The 16,295-nt window shown below is 59.3% G+C and carries 16 protein-coding genes; 7 read left to right on the forward strand and 9 right to left on the reverse strand.

Going from position 1 to position 16,295, the window contains the following annotated elements; genetic code table 11:
• Positions 1-58: 58 nt before the first annotated feature.
• The 3 genes from rimO to C6Y62_RS00120 all read right to left on the reverse strand — a co-directional run bounded on the left by rimO (position 59) and on the right by C6Y62_RS00120 (position 4,572).
• Positions 59-1,414, reverse strand: coding sequence for a 30S ribosomal protein S12 methylthiotransferase RimO (gene rimO / locus C6Y62_RS00110; RefSeq protein ID WP_173952315.1), 1,356 nt, complete (start codon positions 1,412-1,414; stop codon positions 59-61).
• Between the two features lie 307 nt (positions 1,415-1,721).
• On the reverse strand, positions 1,722-4,154 hold the full coding sequence (lon, locus tag C6Y62_RS00115; RefSeq protein ID WP_420844140.1) for an endopeptidase La: 2,433 nt from the start codon (positions 4,152-4,154) through the stop codon (positions 1,722-1,724).
• Between the two features lies 1 nt (position 4,155).
• Entirely contained in the window at positions 4,156-4,572 is a 417-nt protein-coding gene (locus tag C6Y62_RS00120) for an Hsp20/alpha crystallin family protein (protein ID WP_068463999.1), read from the reverse strand.
• Positions 4,573-6,032: 1,460 nt separating this feature from the next.
• On the opposite strand from C6Y62_RS00120, the gene C6Y62_RS00125 reads away from it, so the two are divergent.
• Positions 6,033-6,698 (forward strand): Crp/Fnr family transcriptional regulator, encoded by a 666-nt coding sequence (locus C6Y62_RS00125; RefSeq protein ID WP_173952317.1) that lies wholly within the window; start codon positions 6,033-6,035, stop codon positions 6,696-6,698.
• Positions 6,699-7,207: 509 nt separating this feature from the next.
• Here C6Y62_RS00125 and C6Y62_RS16585 read toward each other — a convergent pair.
• Positions 7,208-7,336 (reverse strand): hypothetical protein, encoded by a 129-nt coding sequence (locus C6Y62_RS16585; protein ID WP_276509932.1) that lies wholly within the window; start codon positions 7,334-7,336, stop codon positions 7,208-7,210.
• 275 nt (positions 7,337-7,611) lie between these two features.
• On the opposite strand from C6Y62_RS16585, the gene C6Y62_RS00130 reads away from it, so the two are divergent.
• The 3 genes from C6Y62_RS00130 (at position 7,612) to C6Y62_RS00140 (ending at position 9,079) form a co-directional block, all read left to right on the forward strand.
• Positions 7,612-7,809: a CsbD family protein gene (locus C6Y62_RS00130; RefSeq protein WP_068463986.1), complete on the forward strand. Its 198-nt coding sequence runs from the start codon at positions 7,612-7,614 to the stop codon at positions 7,807-7,809.
• A 236-nt stretch (positions 7,810-8,045) separates the two neighbouring features.
• Positions 8,046-8,483, forward strand: coding sequence for a NepR family anti-sigma factor (locus C6Y62_RS16260; protein WP_246274192.1), 438 nt, complete (start codon positions 8,046-8,048; stop codon positions 8,481-8,483).
• Positions 8,480-9,079, forward strand: a complete 600-nt coding sequence (locus C6Y62_RS00140) for a sigma-70 family RNA polymerase sigma factor (protein ID WP_276509933.1) — start codon at positions 8,480-8,482, stop codon at positions 9,077-9,079. Before C6Y62_RS16260 ends, C6Y62_RS00140 begins: the two co-directional genes overlap by 4 nt.
• A gap of 187 nt (positions 9,080-9,266) precedes the next feature.
• On the opposite strand, the gene C6Y62_RS00145 is transcribed toward C6Y62_RS00140, so the two are convergent.
• From C6Y62_RS00145 to C6Y62_RS00155, 3 genes are all read right to left on the reverse strand, one after another.
• Positions 9,267-10,085 (reverse strand): response regulator, encoded by an 819-nt coding sequence (locus tag C6Y62_RS00145; protein ID WP_173952318.1) that lies wholly within the window; start codon positions 10,083-10,085, stop codon positions 9,267-9,269.
• Positions 10,086-10,346: 261 nt separating this feature from the next.
• Positions 10,347-10,520, reverse strand: coding sequence for a DUF1328 domain-containing protein (locus C6Y62_RS00150; RefSeq protein ID WP_083509821.1), 174 nt, complete (start codon positions 10,518-10,520; stop codon positions 10,347-10,349).
• Positions 10,521-10,625: 105 nt separating this feature from the next.
• Positions 10,626-10,850, reverse strand: a complete 225-nt coding sequence (locus C6Y62_RS00155) for a hypothetical protein (protein WP_173952319.1) — start codon at positions 10,848-10,850, stop codon at positions 10,626-10,628.
• Between the two features lie 52 nt (positions 10,851-10,902).
• Here C6Y62_RS00155 and C6Y62_RS00160 point away from each other — a divergent pair, with 52 nt between their 5' ends.
• Both C6Y62_RS00160 and C6Y62_RS00165 read left to right on the forward strand, forming a co-directional pair.
• The gene (locus tag C6Y62_RS00160) at positions 10,903-12,588 is read left to right on the forward strand and encodes a sensor histidine kinase (RefSeq protein ID WP_173952320.1); all 1,686 of its coding nucleotides are present in this window, start codon (positions 10,903-10,905) and stop codon (positions 12,586-12,588) included.
• 119 nt (positions 12,589-12,707) lie between these two features.
• Positions 12,708-14,372 carry a PAS domain S-box protein gene (locus C6Y62_RS00165; RefSeq protein ID WP_173952321.1) on the forward strand — a complete coding sequence of 555 codons (1,665 nt, stop codon included), beginning with the start codon at positions 12,708-12,710 and terminating at the stop codon, positions 14,370-14,372.
• Between the two features lie 45 nt (positions 14,373-14,417).
• Here C6Y62_RS00165 and C6Y62_RS00170 read toward each other — a convergent pair whose 3' ends face one another.
• On the reverse strand, positions 14,418-14,711 hold the full coding sequence (locus C6Y62_RS00170; protein WP_173952322.1) for a hypothetical protein: 294 nt from the start codon (positions 14,709-14,711) through the stop codon (positions 14,418-14,420).
• A gap of 319 nt (positions 14,712-15,030) precedes the next feature.
• Positions 15,031-15,768 (reverse strand): response regulator, encoded by a 738-nt coding sequence (locus C6Y62_RS00175; protein WP_068463968.1) that lies wholly within the window; start codon positions 15,766-15,768, stop codon positions 15,031-15,033.
• Between the two features lie 132 nt (positions 15,769-15,900).
• On the opposite strand from C6Y62_RS00175, the gene C6Y62_RS00180 reads away from it, so the two are divergent.
• Complete coding sequence (locus C6Y62_RS00180) at positions 15,901-16,284, forward strand: hypothetical protein (protein WP_157066824.1); 384 nt, start codon at positions 15,901-15,903, stop codon at positions 16,282-16,284.
• Positions 16,285-16,295 lie beyond the last annotated feature (11 nt).

Consider the following 16,295-nt stretch of genomic DNA (forward strand, 5'->3'; position numbering starts at 1 on the left):
GACGTGCGCACATCATTGGTACAATCAGAGCGCACTCGGGCAACCGCACAGGCCGCTGCTAAACCCTCTCGGCCCACAGATCGTAGTCGTCGGCCTGCGTCACGCGCACCGACACGATCTCGCCGGGCTTCACATCCGTGACGCCGTTCAGGAACACACTGCCATCGATTTCCGGCGCATCCCACTTGGAGCGGGCCAGCGCGCCTTCATCATCGACCTCGTCGACGATAACGTCGATCTCGCGGCCGACAATCTTCGCCAGCCGCTTCTCGCTGACTTCCTTCGCCGTCTCCATGAAGCGATGCCAGCGCTCGTCCTTCACTTCCTGCGGCACCGCGCCTTCCAGATTGTTGGCGGGCGCGCCATCAACCGGCTCGTAGCGGAAGCAGCCGACGCGCGCCAATTCGGCTTCACGCATCCAGTCGAGCAGCAGCTCAAAATCTTCATCCGTCTCGCCGGGGAAGCCGACGATGAATGTGGAGCGAATGGCAAGATCGGGACACACGTCGCGCCAGCGGCGAATGCGCTCCAGCGTCTTCTCCTGATTGCCAGGACGACGCATCGCTTTCAGCACCGCCGGCGAAGCATGCTGGAACGGGATGTCGAGATAAGGCAGCAGCTTGCCCTCAGCCATCAGCGGAATGACGGTATCGACGTGCGGATAGGGATAGACGTAATGCAGGCGCACCCATGCGCCCAACTCGCCCAGCGCCTCGCACAGCGGCAGGAAGCGCGCCGGCAGCGGCTGCCCCTTCCACGGGCTTTCGGCATACTTGAGATCGAGGCCGTAAGCGCTGGTGTCCTGAGAGATCACCAGCAGCTCTTTCACGCCAGCCTTCACCAGCCGCTCAGCTTCGGTCATCACGTGGTTTGACGGCCGGCTTTTCAGGTCACCGCGCAACTGCGGAATGATGCAGAAGGTGCAGCGGTTGTTGCAGCCTTCGGAAATCTTCAGATACGCATAGTGGCGCGGCGTCAGGCGCAGGCCTTCTGCTGGCACCAGATCGATGAACGGATCGTGCTTCGGCGGCGCGGCGGCATGCACCGCTTCGACAACCTGCTCGTACTGATGCGGTCCGGTGATCGCCAGCACGCCGGGATGGGCTTCGCGGATGCGGCCTTCCTCAACGCCGAAGCAGCCGGTGACGATGACGCGGCCGTTCTCGGCCATCGCCTCGCCAATGGCGTCCAGGCTTTCCTGCTTGGCGGAATCCAGAAACCCACACGTGTTCACCACCACCACGTCGGCGCCCGCATAATCCGGCGCAACGCGATAGCCCTCCGCGCGCAGCTTGGTCAGGATGCGCTCGGAATCGACCAGCGCCTTCGGGCAGCCGAGCGAAACGAAGCCAACGGTTGGCACATGGCCGCGCTTCTGTTCAGCCGGCGGGTTTTTGTCGAGCGATATTGTCATGGCCGGGGCTCTAGCACGGCCTGAACGGGCGCGCGAGAGCGCTCTTTATGCGCTTGGCAGGAATAGAAAGCATTTCTTGTTCGTTCCGGAACGTTCGGCCGCACCGCTAGGTTGTAGTGAGCCGACATTGGAACAACAGCCATGACCGCCGACCGACTGTTATCACTGGCCGGACTTTTCCTTTCCTTCGGACTGGTGGCCTCAATCGTTTTCGCCCTGATCTAGCCAACGGCTAACTTCGCCCCTCCGGGAGCCCCGCCGCAAATGGCGGCACTCCCGGTATTGCTACGGAAACGCGGGCGAGCGGTTAATCGACGGTTACTTCCGAGCGCGCTTCCGCCCCGGCTCCGTCCTCCAACGCCGCCGCCATCGCATCCTCCACCTTTTCCAGCCAGATCAACTCAAGCTGCTTGCGCGTTTCCTCGGACAGATCCTCGATGTCCTTGCGGTTGCGCGCCGGCAGCATCACGCGCTTGATGCCCGCACGCGCCGCCGCCGCCAGTTTCTCCTTGATGCCGCCCACCGGCAGCACCAGGCCGCGCAGGCTGATCTCGCCCGTCATCGCCGTATCGGAGCGCACCGGCCGGTTGGTCATCAGCGATGTGAGCGCCAGAAACATCGCAACACCCGCCGATGGACCATCCTTCGGAATGGCACCGGCCGGAACGTGAACGTGGATGTCGCTGCGTTCGAACAGCTTTTCGTCGACGCCAAGCTGGGCCGCGCGGTTCTTCACGATCGACAGCGCCGCCTGCACGCTTTCGCGCATCACTTCGCCGAGCTGACCGGTGAGGATCAACCTGCCATTGCCCGGCGTGCGCGTGGCTTCGATGAACAGAATATCGCCACCCACCGGCGTCCACGCCAGTCCGGTTGCCACGCCTGGCACAGACGTGCGCATCGCCACTTCACTTTCGAACACCGGCGCACCCAGAATGGCATGCAGGTCTGCAGCACCGATGCCGATGGTACCAGCCTCACCTTCCGCAACCCGCACGGCGGCATTGCGCAAAACCTTGCCGATTTCGCGCTCAAGGTTTCGCACGCCCGCTTCGCGGGTATAGAGGTTGATGATCTGCAGCAGCGCATCGTCGGTCAGCTCAACCTGCTCGGGCTTTAGGCCATTCGCCTTGAGCTGCCGCGCAACCAGATATCGCTTTGCGATATTGAACTTCTCCTCCGCCGAATAGCCGGAAAGATTGATCACCTCCATGCGGTCGCGCAATGGCCCCGGAATCTGGTCGAGCACGTTCGCCGTGGCGATAAACACAACGCGCGACAGATCGAACGGCACCGCGAGGTAATTGTCGCGGAACGTCGAGTTCTGCTCCGGGTCAAGCACTTCAAGCATCGCTGCGCGCGGATCGCCCTGCACGCCCGAGCCCAGCTTGTCGATCTCGTCCAGCATCATCACGCAGTTGCGCTCACCCGCCTTGCGGATCGCCTGAATAATGTTGCCCGGCAGCGCGCCGATGTACGTGCGGCGGTGCCCGCGGATCTCCGCTTCGTCATGTACGCCGCCAAGACTGACGCGCACAAACTTGCGATTCATGGCGCGCGCAATGGATTGGCCAAGCGAAGTCTTGCCCACGCCGGGCGGACCGACGAAGCACAGGATCGGCGCCTTGCCCTCCGGCGCCAGCTTGCGCACAGCGAGAAACTCGACGATGCGCCGCTTGATCTTGTCGAGGCCGTAATGGTCCTCATCGAGAATGCGCCGCGCCTCCTTGATATCGATCGGCGTTTCTTCCGGCAGCTTCCACGGCAGCTCGATCAACCAGTCGAGATAGGTACGCGTCATGCCATAATCGGGCGACGCTTCCTGCATCCGCTCCAGCCGGCGCAGTTCCTTGCGCGCAGCGTCCTCCACCTCCTTGGGCATTTCTGCCCTGGTGATGGCTTCGGACAGGTCCGCAATATCCTGCGCCTTGCCCTGCTCGCCTTCGCCAAGTTGGCGCTGGATCGCAGCCATCTGCTCGCGCAACAGCACTTCGCGCTGGCGATCATCCAGTGCGGCTTTGGTCTGGCGGCCAATCTCATGCGACAGCCGCAGCACTTCGATGCGATGGGCGAGCAGCGCGGAGACTTTCTCCATGCGCGCCGACACATCGACCGTTTCTAAGATCTCCTGCTTCTCCGACGCGCTGAGATCCATATACGCGGCCGCCATATCGGCCAGCGCACCGGGCTCGCGCACGCCCTGCACCGCAATCAACATCTCCTGCGGCGCCTGGGGCAGAAGCTCCAGCGCTTCGACGGCCTGCCGCTGCAGGTTCAAGAACCGCGCCTGAATTTGTGCGTTCGTTTCCTGCGGGTCCGCGATCCGCTTTACCCGCGCGACCAGAAACGGCCAGCCGTTCAGAAATTCCTCAATCTGGAAACGCTCATCGCCCTGCACGACAAGATGATGCGAGCCATCCGGCGCCGTCACGTAACGCACGATGTTAGCCACGGTGCCGATGCGATGCAGATCGATCGGCTGCGGTACAGCGGCTTCGCCGTCGCGCTGCATGAGAATGCCGACCTGGCGCTGCTCGCGCACGCCATACTGCGCAGCCGCGATCGAACCGGGGCGCCCGACGGCAACCGGCAACACAACGCCGGGGAACAGCGTCATTTCGCGAACGGGAATTATTGCGATCGCGTCCGCCGGCAGCGCAGGCAAATGCGACGGCAGCGCCCGGCCACCACTATCGGAGCCCGCGTTATTCGTATTGGTATTCGGAGCGTCCATTTTCATCTCAGTCACGGCCCGGCCCCACTTTCGATAACAGCACCAGCAAGCAACCATCGGCAAAACTGCGGCGTACATCGGCATAACGCCCAGCAGGCAACCGAAGACGGCGTTCGAAACGACCCTGCGGCAACTCCAGCCGATGTATCTCGGCCGTGCGGAACTCCGCCGGCGGTGTGCGCACGCCAATAACAATTAGATCGTTACCGTCGATCGCAGCTTCAACCTGCTCTGGCTTCACGCCCGGCAAGGCGACGACCACCAGCACACCGCGCTCGTCCTCGAACACATCAACAGGCGGCTCCCAAACCGGCTGGCGCGCATAGACGCGCACCGGTTGAAAGAACTGCCTGTGCATACGTTCGGCCCGCGCAAGCATCTCGCAGGCCTGAGACCACATCACACGTGTTGGATCGTCTTTCATGGACAGTGCTTTCGTTGACGAGGTCACCGGCGAGGAATGAGCCACCGACGAGGCGCCGGCACACGGTCAAGAAAGATAGTCGTCAATTAATGGATTGCTACAGTGAGACCGGAAACTTCTCAGACTTCACATGTGGGCTATTTGCACGGGACATCGGGCCTGATCGTTGGCCGTCGATCGATCCCGTTCCATCGCGCCGCCCGCACAATCCGCGCTGCGCTCTAAAGCTTGCCCCGATGGGCGCGGACGCTGGCCAGAAATTCCATCCGGCAACCAAAACACGGCTGCATTCCATCACAATTTTTCTATACAAAAATAGTCATGTATTTCTGGAGACGTTTGGTTTAAATTGATGAATTAATGTTTTAGCGATATAAATGCTTAAGATGGCTTCATTTGGCGGCCAAGATCGGGTTTTTCGACGCACAACAATCGAAATACCCTTGAAATATCATGCAATAGTGCCGATATGCGCTCCTAAGGTGCACACAGCGCGTGTGCCGCCTACGGTAGACATCCAGAAAATATCAATCTTTTTGCTGGAAATGCCGAGGGTAACGGCGGGTCCGGGGCGTTCGCCAGTTAAAAACTAGAACGCGAATTGGCAACTGTGGTCGAGGTCGAGTTGACAAATTTCAAGGAACATTACCGCACTCACGCCGACAGCCATGATCATGGCGACACCTGCTTGGACAGCTTCGAGGCTGACCGTGAGGCACGCCGACATACTGAGCAAAAGACGAGGAAATGCCTGCTTTGCCGCGAGTCCTTCCCCAGTTCATGGGCGGGGGAACGGATCTGCCGCAAGTGCAAATCCACGTCGACATGGCGCAGCAGCGGGATGGAATGATCCCTCAGCGCGAATACCGATAGCTAAATTGGGGGCGCCACTTGGGCTGCCCCCATTTTTGTATTCAGCGCTCCCTCTGACCTTCTCAGGACAGACGAACGGCTGCATGGCTTAGCCGCTGCAGTTAGGGACCAGGCGCCGTCTCATTTAACGGAGCGGGATCTGGCGTGCTCATACTCGTATTGCCAGCATAGAAAATTGTGTACAGCCCTGCGGCCGCGACAACAGCCAGCAACAGCGACTGCACCAGCACACGCAAGTTAAGCCGGCGCGGTGAGCCCTGACTTGCTTCGGTGGGCGTGAGCGTTTTGTCAGTATTCCTCATGGTAAAAGTCCTCCGCTGAAGGAATGCGTGCATGTTCAGCAAGGTTCCGGCGGCTGATCGAAAAGGCCGCAGCGATGGAGGCGAAACAAAATGGTTACCGCAATCGTAAAGGCATTAACGACCTGAAATCGGCCTTTCAGCTCAGGGAACAATCCATCTGTCCGGTTCGTTTTAAGGAAGAAATAGCGCTACCGAATTGAGATTTCAGGGTTTCCACTTGTTTGCCGCAATTGGGGCCCCAATTCCCAGAATTCTGCAAAGCCATCCAGAAAAAGTTGCGTAGCCATGCTTGCGTACTCCGTTCCACAGATTGATCCGATTGCCCGGTCCGCCTTCTCGGCGGATCAGCAAAAGGCACGTGTCCGCCGATTGGCGCGCGGAGAAACTCTGTTCCATGCAGGAGACGCCCGGAGCATGCTCTACCGCGTCGAGCGCGGTGCGCTATGCCACTACATTCGCTGGGCCGATGGCCGCCATGACGTGATCGAATTCGCCTTTCCGGGCGACATCATCGGCTTTGGGCACATGGATACGCATATCAGCACCGCCCAGGCTGCTGCGCGCACGATTGTCAGCCAGATCGATCCGGCTGAACTCGAACAGCTGATGGCAGACGACGCTCAGCTTGCCGTTCGATACGCGTCCGCCGTCGATCGAGAGTTTGACTTCATCCGGATGCGCGCTGTGCAAAGCACGCAGGATGCGCCTGCGCGGCGGGTTGCTTCTTTCCTGGCGGCGCTGTCTTACATGGGCGTACGCGAAGGCCGCGACGCAAACCTCATTCCCGACGAGGTCAGTTCCGGCGCAGTCGCCGATCAGCTTGGTATGAACATCGCCTCGCTGGCGCGCGTGCTTTCTGATCTGAAAACGCGTGGCATGATAACGGAAACCCCGCAGGGGCTTCGCATTCTCGACCTAGATGCGTTGGAGCAGTTTGCCGACGCACGCTGAAGCCGGACGGCTTTGCCGAAGCTGAAAGCAATCGAGAGCTCTGGCTGAAGCCATGTGTCCGCTATAGCCGCGGACTCGCCATGCGTTGCATTGAAAACTTGATTGTTCCGGTCAGCGACGCGCTACAGGCGTCGCTTTATCGGGCGGATGCGCATTGTTGTCTCTAAGATCGCATCGCGCTTCGACCAGGTGTGCGTCCCCCCGCACGCTGGACACTGCACCGGGGCAGCAACAACATCAGGTAAAACTGCGAAACTGTCCTGATCAGTATCTATACCCACTGGAATAAGCTCGTCCGTCTTCGGACAGCGGATCATGATCGCGCCCATCACCCTCTCCCATACACGTCGCAGGCGGCCATGCCATGGTATGCACCGGCATGTACGCCAACTTCGTTTGGTCCCCAGGCGCAGATTATCTCCAATATCGGCCAAATGTTGTTCAGTAAAAGGGGGAATTGAGATCAGCACTTATCAGGGCGCTATGCTCTTCCGGAGCTAAAACGGCGCCTAAGTTTCGCCGTCGGCTACGGTTTCAGCGCCGTTTTCACCGGAACGCATGGATTTTTCCAACTGACGGACTTTGTCGAGCGCATGCGCAATCGATGGCGAAAGCGGATCGGCACACGTGCTCTTCATGGCATCACGAAATTTTCTGCCGATTGAAATCATGAGTTGATGTCTAACCAGTTCCACCTTCCACGTTCCTGTAAAATTCCCTTGGCTGTTAAAAATCCAACACCGCCATCAACCTAAAGTTCCTCCGTCCCGTCGCGACAACAGGCTATCGGCTGCGCGCAGCGCCAAGTCATGTCGGATCACGTTTCATATCACCGATACTTCACGCGGAACTTTTACCGCCGTAACTCAGTTTTTGCCGTGTACTCACCGTACAGAGCTTCAAGGAGTGCAACATGAACTGGGATCGCGTCAGCGGAAACTGGAAGCAGTTTCGTGGCAAGGTGAAGGAACAGTGGGGCAAGCTCACAGACGATGAGATTGCCCAGATCAATGGTAACCGCGAGCAGCTTGAAGGCATGATTCAAGAGCGGTACGGCATCACCAAAGACGATGTGAAAAAGCAGGTCGATCAGGCGATGAGCCGCTGGTGACCAGCGACATCGGATTATTGATCCAGATCATCTGACGGGAGTTCGCAGCTTATGGGCTGCGAGCTCCCGTCTTCCGTGCTTAAATATTGTTGTACACAGATGGACCAATTGGGAACGCCCGTGGCTCACAGAACGTTGTATGCCATATGCCCAAGCCTATCATACGGCACACGGGGCCAATTCAAGGTCGGATCGACAATGCCTGAAGGGGGAATGCACGGGAGGGCCATGATTTAATGTCTGAAGAAAAAAATGCCGGCTGGGGCAAAGGCGCTCCACCCCAGAGTGAGAGCGTTCGCACTACGGCAGCATCCGCGCCTCTGGAGCAGTCTCCCGAAGTGCAGGCCTCTGCCACTTCGTCCGACAGCGACACCACGCAGGATATTTCCAGTTCAATGGCAGTCGGTCACGATAACGGGCATGAGCGCGGGCAGGATGAGCATCCCTCCCCGGCAACCGGTGATCCCAATTCGACATCCGCGCATCAACGGGTTCGCGACCAGGATGTACTGCCCGAGATTCTGGGGCGGCAACTGAGGGCCGCTTACGGCGAGCTGCTCAGCACACCACTTCCCGACAGCATCACAGATCTTGTGAAGAAGCTTGAACGGCGCGATCCGTCGCCCTCAGCTACCAGCAATGCGAAACAGCGAAGCGGAAAGGAAAGCCGTTGAGCCATTCCGCACAGACCGACACCCCGCTTCATAACGATCTGATCGCCGCTATTCCAAATATGCGCGCGTTTGCGATCTCGTTGTGTGGCAATCGCGACCGCGCCGACGATCTTGTGCAGGAAGCACTGGTCAAGGCGTGGAACCATCTCGATTCATTTGAAGAGGGCACAAACCTCAAGGCCTGGCTCTTCACCATTCTGCGCAACGCCTATTTTTCGGAGCTGCGCAAGACCAAGCGTGAAATTGCCGATAGCGAAGGCTATCACGCCGCGAAGTTGTCAGCTCCGCCGGAGCAACAGGGTCATCTCGATCTTCTGGATCTCAACAACGCCCTGACCAAGCTGCCGGCTGACCAGCGCGAAGCTCTCATTCTTGTCGGCGCGGAAGGCTTTTCCTATGAGGATGCCGCTGCGGTTGCGGGCTGTGCCGTTGGCACTGTGAAAAGCCGGGTGAACCGTGCGCGCACGCGTCTCAACGAACTGATGTCACAGACACCGGCCGCGAGTGACAAAGCCAACCAAAGTGCCGATACCGACAGGCCGCCGCTCACTCCAACAACGCCGGCAGGCAGCTCTCGACGCGCGCGGGCGGTTTAGTAGCTGAAGCCCCGCGCCTTGGCGCCACCCTTCGGGCTTGCTCCCTTCAATCATCATATTCAATCAACGCGCGCGCCCAAACGAAAATGGCGGGTCTCCCCGCCTTCGTTTGGTTCGCTTCGTCTCTGTTGAATTCAATCGAGAGCGGTCGCTACAGCGCTCCGCTTGTCACTCTGATCGACAGCATTCATACCGATGCACCCTCAGCGTTGGGACTGCGCGCCTTGTAGTCAAAGAACAGTGCCTGGCTGATAACCGCCTGCACCGTCTCGGTGCGGAACGGCTTATTGATCAGAAAGGTCGGCTCAGGCCTGCTGCCCGTGAGAAGACGTTCCGGATATGCCGTGATGAAGATGACCGGCACGTCGAAGGTCTCAAGGATTTCGTTGACAGCCTCCAGGCCGGAGCTGCCGTCTGCCAGCTGAATATCAGCCAGCACCAGACCCGGCTTGTGCTTCTGGAACGCAGCCACCGCTTCCTTGTGCGTGCGCGCAGTGTCGCTGACATCATGGCCATGGCCCAGGCCCGAAACCAGATCGGCCAGATCCAGTGCAATCATCGGCTCGTCCTCGATGATGAGGACGTTTGTGGCCACCTGCTCGGCGATTTCGGATGCCGCTTGATCGACAAGCGCTTTGACCTCGGCCTCGTCGGTTCGCAGGACTGCGGCTGTATCGGCGGTAGAGAATTCCTCAACCGCCATCAGCAGAAACGCCTGACGCGCCCTGGGAGTGATCGCTTCCAGCTTGCGATCGGCCGCGGCCAGTCGCTCGGAAGTGCCTTCTTCCTTGGTATGATTAAGCTCTACTGAATTCCAAACATCAAGGAACGCTTGATAGGTCGCAACCCGAGGCTCCAGCTGGTCAGGAAATACCGTAGGCTCTGCGGCGATTGCCTCAAGCATTGCCACTACGTAGGCGTCACCGCTTTCCTGGCTGCCCGAGAGGACGCGCGCAAACCGCCGTAGATAAGGCAATTGCGCCGCGATAATATCAGAAATCGACATGCTCTCCCCTTTACACAATTTGCGTTCCGGTGCCGGATCAGCACCCAGACAGCAAAACGGTTTCGAAACGCTCAGTTGCGTGAAAAGTTCCGTCGGTGTTTCGAATGTTCTTTGACCTATAGGAAGGCTTTACCTTCTAATAAGGCAGTAGGCTGCCTCAACACCCTACCATCTAACCGCTTAATTACGGTTGGCTGGACAGGGCGTTGCGCAACCACAAGTCGATCCGACGGAGTGTCTCGCCACCGGCCTCTCTCACTGTCAGCCTCGGCGGAGCATGCCACCTACTACGGCGAGAGCCAGCAAAATAATTGCGATCCAGAATAGCAGACGCGCTCCTTCAGTTGCAGCACCAGCTATTCCGCCGAAACCCAAAAATGCCGCGACGATGGCAACCACCAGAAATACGACCGCCCAATAGAGCAAGTTACCCATGACATCCTCTTGCTACGCAAAAATACTGCACCAGCAAAACACCTCGCGGCGACACCGGGTTCCAGTTACTAGAGGCAGTCAAGGTGTATGGGTTAGCTCGTCGCTTCAAATCGCGGGGCGATAGACGGACACCGGTAACATCGAAATAAAAACGCGTTTTGCAGGAATTGCCGGGAACTGAAGCCCGGATAACAAGTTGAGCACAGGCACCGCAATGCCGTCTATTGCCCGCCGGATGATGAGCACCCACATTCGCCAGTTCGACTGGAGCACAACACCTGTAGGTCCAATTGAAAATTGGCCTACTGCGTTGAAGGTTACAGTCGACATCATAACCGCTTCGCCCGTGCCTATGCTGGTCCTCTGGGGACCGGAAGGTACGATGATCTATAATGACGGCTATGCCAGTTTTGTTGGCTCGCGGCATCCCAGTCTGCTCGGTCAGCCTGTGCTTGTTGGTTGGCCCGAAACTGCGGACTTCAATCAACGCGTCATCGAAAATGTTCTGGCGGGCGAGTCGCTCTCATTCCGCGACAAGCACTTCACCTTGCGGCTGCACGAAACACCGCAGGATGTCTGGACCAACCTGGACTACAGTCCAATTCTCGGCGACGACGGCGTGCCCAGCGGCGTGCTGGCGATCGTCGCAGACACCACACCCTGGGTTTATGCGGAACGCGCCCAGCGCGAGAGCGAATCCCGCTTTCGGACGCTGGCCGATAACATCGCAGCATTCGCCTGGATGGCCGACCATAAAGGCGGCATTTTCTGGTATAATAAGCGCTGGTTTGATTACACCGGCCTGCCTTTTGAGGAGGCCCGGGAATGGGGCTGGCCGCTGCGTCAGCACCCCGATCACGTCGAACGCGTGATGGAGAAAATCAACCGCTGCCTCACAACCGGTGAGGTGTGGGAGGACACATTCCCTCTAAAAGGCCGCGACGGTGTCTATCGCTGGTTTCTTTCTCGCGCGATGCCTATTCGCGATGACAAAGGCACCGTCATACGCTGGTTCGGCACCAACACCGACATCACCGAGCACCTGGAGGAAGCGGAGAAGAACGCGCAGCTCGCAACGATCGTCGCCACCTCAGCCGACGGCATTATCTCGATGTCGCACGACGGGATCATCCAATCCTGGAATCCTGGCGCCGAGGCAATGTTCGGCTATGCGGCCGACGAAGTAATCGGGCAATCGGAGCGCCTGCTCTTTCCCGACGACGCCCAGTCTGAATTCGACGAGAAATATATTCACCTGCGTGCCGGCCAGCACGTCATGCGTGACACCATCCGCAAGCGCAAGGATGGCTCGATGCTTGACGTCGCCATCAACGTCGCTCCGATGCGCCGACCCGATGGCCACATCTTCGGATTCTCCGCCGTGTTTCGCGACGTGACCGAGCGGCGTCGCGCCGAAAAGCATCTGCGCACAGTGATGCGCGAGCTTTCCCACCGCACCAAAAACCTGCTGGCGGTTATCGTCGCGATGGTGCGACAGACAGCTCGTACCAGCTCGGACGTAGAAGTACTGCAGTCGCAGCTCATTCAACGCCTGCAGAGCCTTTCTGCATCGCACGACCTGCTTGTCGCCGAGGATTGGACGGGCGCATCGCTGGAAGAACTGATCCGCGCAGTGCTGCAACCCTTCATCGGCAATACATCGGACGCACTGGAGTGCGATGGACCGATGGTTTTCGTCAATGCAACCGCAGCGCAGAACCTTGGGCTGGCGCTGCACGAACTCGCCACCAACGCTGCAAAATACGGCGCGCTTTCCACATCGTCCGGCAAGGTGCGCATGGATTGGCACTTCGAGCCGGACGCAGAAGGCGTGATGCGGCTGATATTGAACTGGAGCGAAACGGGCGGCCCGCGCGTGATACCGGCAACGGTTAAGGGTTTTGGCCACGTCGTGATCGAAAAGGTCGTCGGACAGGCGCTCAATGCCCACGTCGCTTACGAATTTCCGCCCGAAGGTGTGCGCTGGTCGATTGCCATTCCGCCGGAATTTATGGCGGCCAACTGGCGGCGCAGCAGTGCACCCGTGCAAGCGTCAGTCGATCTTTAACTGTCCTGCGGCGCACTTCCTGTTCCCAAGAACCGCAGCGGCTTGCGCAACAGCGGCCTTGCCTAATAATTCGACTTGGCCTTCAATCGCGGCAAGCCATCCATTTGCAGCCGCCATCGATGCCAGAACAGACCGACAAACCAGTTCCAAGCGATCAAAAGACTGAACTGCAAATCGCCGAACAGCAGATCTCCACGATTCTGGCGATTGCTGCCGATGCCATCATTTCGCTGAATGAGCAGATGCGCATCATGCTGTTCAACGACGGCGCTGCGGCGATGTTTGGCTACACCAAGGACGAGATCATCGGCCAACCGCTCGATAATCTCATTCCGGATCGCTTTCGGCCGCTGCACAAGGAACACGTGGCGGTGTTTTCTGCCTCCCGCGTGGCTGCGCGCCGCATGGGAGAGCGGCAGGAGATTTTCGCGCGACGCAAGGACGGCAGCGAATTTCCCGCCGAAGCCTCCATCGCCAAACAGGAAATCGACGGTCAGCGCGTCTTCATGGTGGTGGTGCGCGATGTGACGGAACGCAAGCGGGCTCAAGCCGAGCTGGCGCGCGCCAACTCGCAACTGGAAGAACGCGTTGCCGAGCGCACCCGAGCGCTTGAAGCGGAAATCAAACGGCGCGAAGAGGCCCATGCCGCGCTGATTCAGGCCCAGCGCATGGAAGCCTTCGGCCAGCTAACCGGCGGCGTGGCGCATGACTTCAACAACCTGCTGACCATCATCTCCGGCAACCTTGAACTGCTTGGCTCCAACTCCCTTGAGCCCAACTCGAAAACATTGCTCAAACGCGCCGGCGACGCAGCGGACATGGGCGCGGCACTTACAAAGCGGCTGCTGACCTTCGCGCGTCGGCGATCACTGTCACCGCAGGTCCTGGATCTCAACGAGCTCGTTCTGGGCTTGATGGAAATCCTGAAGCGCTCCATAGGCGAGCCGATCACGCTGAGCACCATGCTGGCCGGCAAGCTCTGGACCACCAAGGTCGATCCAAGCGAGGTCGAGAACGCAATTCTCAATCTCGCTATCAACGCCCGTGACGCGATGCCGACTGGTGGCGAGTTGCTTATTGAAACGCGCAACGTCGAAGGCAGCGAATTGCCATTCGACGGTGGCGGGCGCCAGTTCGTAATGCTCTCGGTCTCCGATAGCGGCGACGGCATGCCGCCGGATATTATCGAGCGCGCGTTCGAGCCGTTTTTCACCACCAAGGAACCCGGACGGGGAACCGGCCTCGGCCTCAGCACCGTCTATGGTTTTGCGCAGCAATCGGACGGGCATGCTGCAATCGAAAGCACGCCGGGACGCGGCACCACTGTGCGCCTTTATTTGCCGCGTGCCGACGCGGAAAAAAGCTCCGTAGCGCTCCAATCCGCAGAAGCGGTGCCTATGTCGGAGGCCAGCGAGATCATCCTGGTTGTCGAAGACAACGCCGACGTGCGCGAAGTTACGATGCAGCGCGTCGAAGGTTTGGGATATGTCGCGCTGGAAGCCGAAAGTGGGCCGGCCGCCATCAGCCTGTTGAGATCAGGCGAACACGTCGATCTGGTGTTGAGCGACATTGTGATGGCGGGTGGTATGTCGGGATACGATGTTGCGAGCTGGGTGCGCGAGCACACGCCGCACATAAAGGTTGTGCTGACCACCGGCTACGCTGCCGAAGAAGCACGCCATGCACCGTGGGAAGCCGGCAGCGGTCCGATCCTGCGCAAGCCCTACAAACGCGCTCAGCTTGCTACGGCGCTATACGACGCCCTGCACCGCGCCGATCCTTGATCCTTAAGCTTGCGCCGGGTGGCTCGGAGCGAACGGCGCGTCGCGCTACTCAGCCGATTGCCTGGGCTTCTGCGCGGCTCGATAGGCTTCATCAAGCATACGCTGGCGTTCGTCATCAGCCGCACGGGCCATAAGTTCGGCCGCACAGGATTCCACCGCATCACCGCCTTCGCTGGCAAAGCGCGAGGTGCATTCTTCGCGGATGCGATCAGCGGTTGGCTTGTCAGGGGCGCCAACGATAAAGCCGATGGTCATCAGCAGCAGCAGGCCCATGAGAGCGCTGCCCGCGAGCACGAGTAGAATTTTCAGCGTGACGATGATCGGGCCTTGCCGCGTCATGATGTTTTACCTTCAACAGCACAGCCGAGGTGACGCTGCGCAAAATGGGCCAGAGCATTTTCCGACGAAGTGCACACGGTTCGTCGCAAGAAAATGCGACCAATCAATAAAGACTGCAGCGTGCGATCCGGATTCGATCGGATCGCGCGCTCTAGAGCCGTCTCGCGTTTCATTGCATCGCGGAACGGCTCCAGGTTTATGTTTTGTCGTGCTCCTTGTCGGAAAACCGGTGCCCACTTTTCCGGAAGCACTCTCTTAACCCGTGCTTCTTATCGGAAAACCGGTGCCCACTTTCCCGGAAGCACTGGCGCACTCTAGGCTAAAGTCGCTTGACGCTGCCGGCGAAAACATAGCCAACGCCGCGCACCGTCTTCACCAGCATTGGCCGCTCGCTCTCAGGCTCAAGCTTCTTGCGCAGGCGCGCGACGAGCGCATCGATCGAGCGGTCCATCGGCGTCCACTCATGGCCCTTGAGCAGATCCATCAAATCATCGCGAGAAAGCACACGCCCCGGCTTGTGCAGAAATACAGCCAGCAAATTGAACTCGGCGGTTGTGAGATCGCGCCTCTCGCCGGCGGGATCATGCACCTCCCGCCGCGCAATATCCACCGTCCAGCCATCGAATGCGAAGCGCTCGTCGGCGCTGTCCGCACCCGCTGACGCATGCGTCGCGCTGCTGACGTAACGGCGCAGAACCGCCCTGATGCGGGCAACAACTTCGCGCATCAGAAACGGCTTGGGGATGTAGTCGTCGGCGCCCAGCTCCAGCCCGACGATACGATCGATCGCATCGCCCTTGCCGGTGATCATGATGATCGGAGTATTTCTCGCCATGCGCAATTCACGCGCGAACTTCAGGCCGTCTTCGCCGCCAAGCTTCAGGTCGAGCGTTATCAGGCTGACGTTCTGGCGGCCCACCTGCTCCATCGCCTGCCGGCTGTCAGCCGCCTCAAGCACATGAAATCCTTCAGCTTCCAGCCCCGTCCGCAGCAGCTCACGCACCTGCGGCTCGTCGTCAACTATCAGTATTGTTTGTTGGTCGTCTTGCATGGACATGGACGGCACATTCAGAAAAAGCGGTCGCCTCTGTTACATGCTGTCACACAAGCGCACAATCGGGTCAAATCCTGGCGGTTGCCACAGGCTACTTTAGCGCCGTTTGACCGAACCAGACGAAGGCGCAGTCCGGTGGCACAATCTACATCACACGGCACGGACAAGACCTGTTGCAACGTCTGCAAGGGCGTCGACAGTGCTCGGCCCAGCTTTGTCGTCGGCGTATTCTTCCAGCCCGCTGCTGCCGCCAGCGTCGCCGAGCGACTACGCCGCTGCGCGAGCCGGGATGTCGATGTCGTGTCAGCAGCGGAGCCAACTTCGAACGGGCCGGTTACAAGTCTGCCCGGGCTCAGTTGCGGGCGATTGTCGGAGCAGATTTCGCGCCATCTGCAGTCCGGTGCAGCGCTTGTGGTTGTTAATGTCCAGAACCCGGAGCAGCGGCTCGACATCTCGCGCGAGATGCTGGACTGCAAGTGCGATCTGCTGCTGACCCATGATGGCATCCGCAGCGACTGAAAGCCACCAAG

The organism is Hyphomicrobium sulfonivorans, from assembly GCF_013306565.1.
Lineage (GTDB): Bacteria > Pseudomonadota > Alphaproteobacteria > Rhizobiales > Hyphomicrobiaceae > Hyphomicrobium_A > Hyphomicrobium_A sulfonivorans.

Bases quoted from the DNA above. Each gene is read 5' to 3' on its own strand.
- C6Y62_RS00145 (WP_173952318.1), bottom strand. From the start codon at position 10,085: ATGTCGATTTCTGATATTATCGCGGCGCAATTGCCTTATCTACGGCGG.
- C6Y62_RS00160 (WP_173952320.1), top strand. From the start codon at position 10,903: ATGATCTATAATGACGGCTATGCCAGTTTTGTTGGCTCGCGGCATCCC.
- C6Y62_RS00120 (WP_068463999.1), bottom strand. From the start codon at position 4,572: ATGAAAGACGATCCAACACGTGTGATGTGGTCTCAGGCCTGCGAGATG.
- C6Y62_RS00170 (WP_173952322.1), bottom strand. From the start codon at position 14,711: ATGACGCGGCAAGGCCCGATCATCGTCACGCTGAAAATTCTACTCGTG.
- C6Y62_RS00150 (WP_083509821.1), bottom strand. From the start codon at position 10,520: ATGGGTAACTTGCTCTATTGGGCGGTCGTATTTCTGGTGGTTGCCATC.
- C6Y62_RS00155 (WP_173952319.1), bottom strand. From the start codon at position 10,850: ATGTCGACTGTAACCTTCAACGCAGTAGGCCAATTTTCAATTGGACCT.
- C6Y62_RS16585 (WP_276509932.1), bottom strand. From the start codon at position 7,336: ATGAAGAGCACGTGTGCCGATCCGCTTTCGCCATCGATTGCGCATGCG.
- C6Y62_RS16260 (WP_246274192.1), top strand. From the start codon at position 8,046: ATGTCTGAAGAAAAAAATGCCGGCTGGGGCAAAGGCGCTCCACCCCAG.
- rimO (WP_173952315.1), bottom strand. From the start codon at position 1,414: ATGACAATATCGCTCGACAAAAACCCGCCGGCTGAACAGAAGCGCGGC.
- C6Y62_RS00175 (WP_068463968.1), bottom strand. From the start codon at position 15,768: ATGTCCATGCAAGACGACCAACAAACAATACTGATAGTTGACGACGAG.
- lon (WP_420844140.1), bottom strand. From the start codon at position 4,154: ATGAAAATGGACGCTCCGAATACCAATACGAATAACGCGGGCTCCGAT.
- C6Y62_RS00125 (WP_173952317.1), top strand. From the start codon at position 6,033: ATGCTTGCGTACTCCGTTCCACAGATTGATCCGATTGCCCGGTCCGCC.
- C6Y62_RS00130 (WP_068463986.1), top strand. From the start codon at position 7,612: ATGAACTGGGATCGCGTCAGCGGAAACTGGAAGCAGTTTCGTGGCAAG.
- C6Y62_RS00165 (WP_173952321.1), top strand. From the start codon at position 12,708: ATGCCAGAACAGACCGACAAACCAGTTCCAAGCGATCAAAAGACTGAA.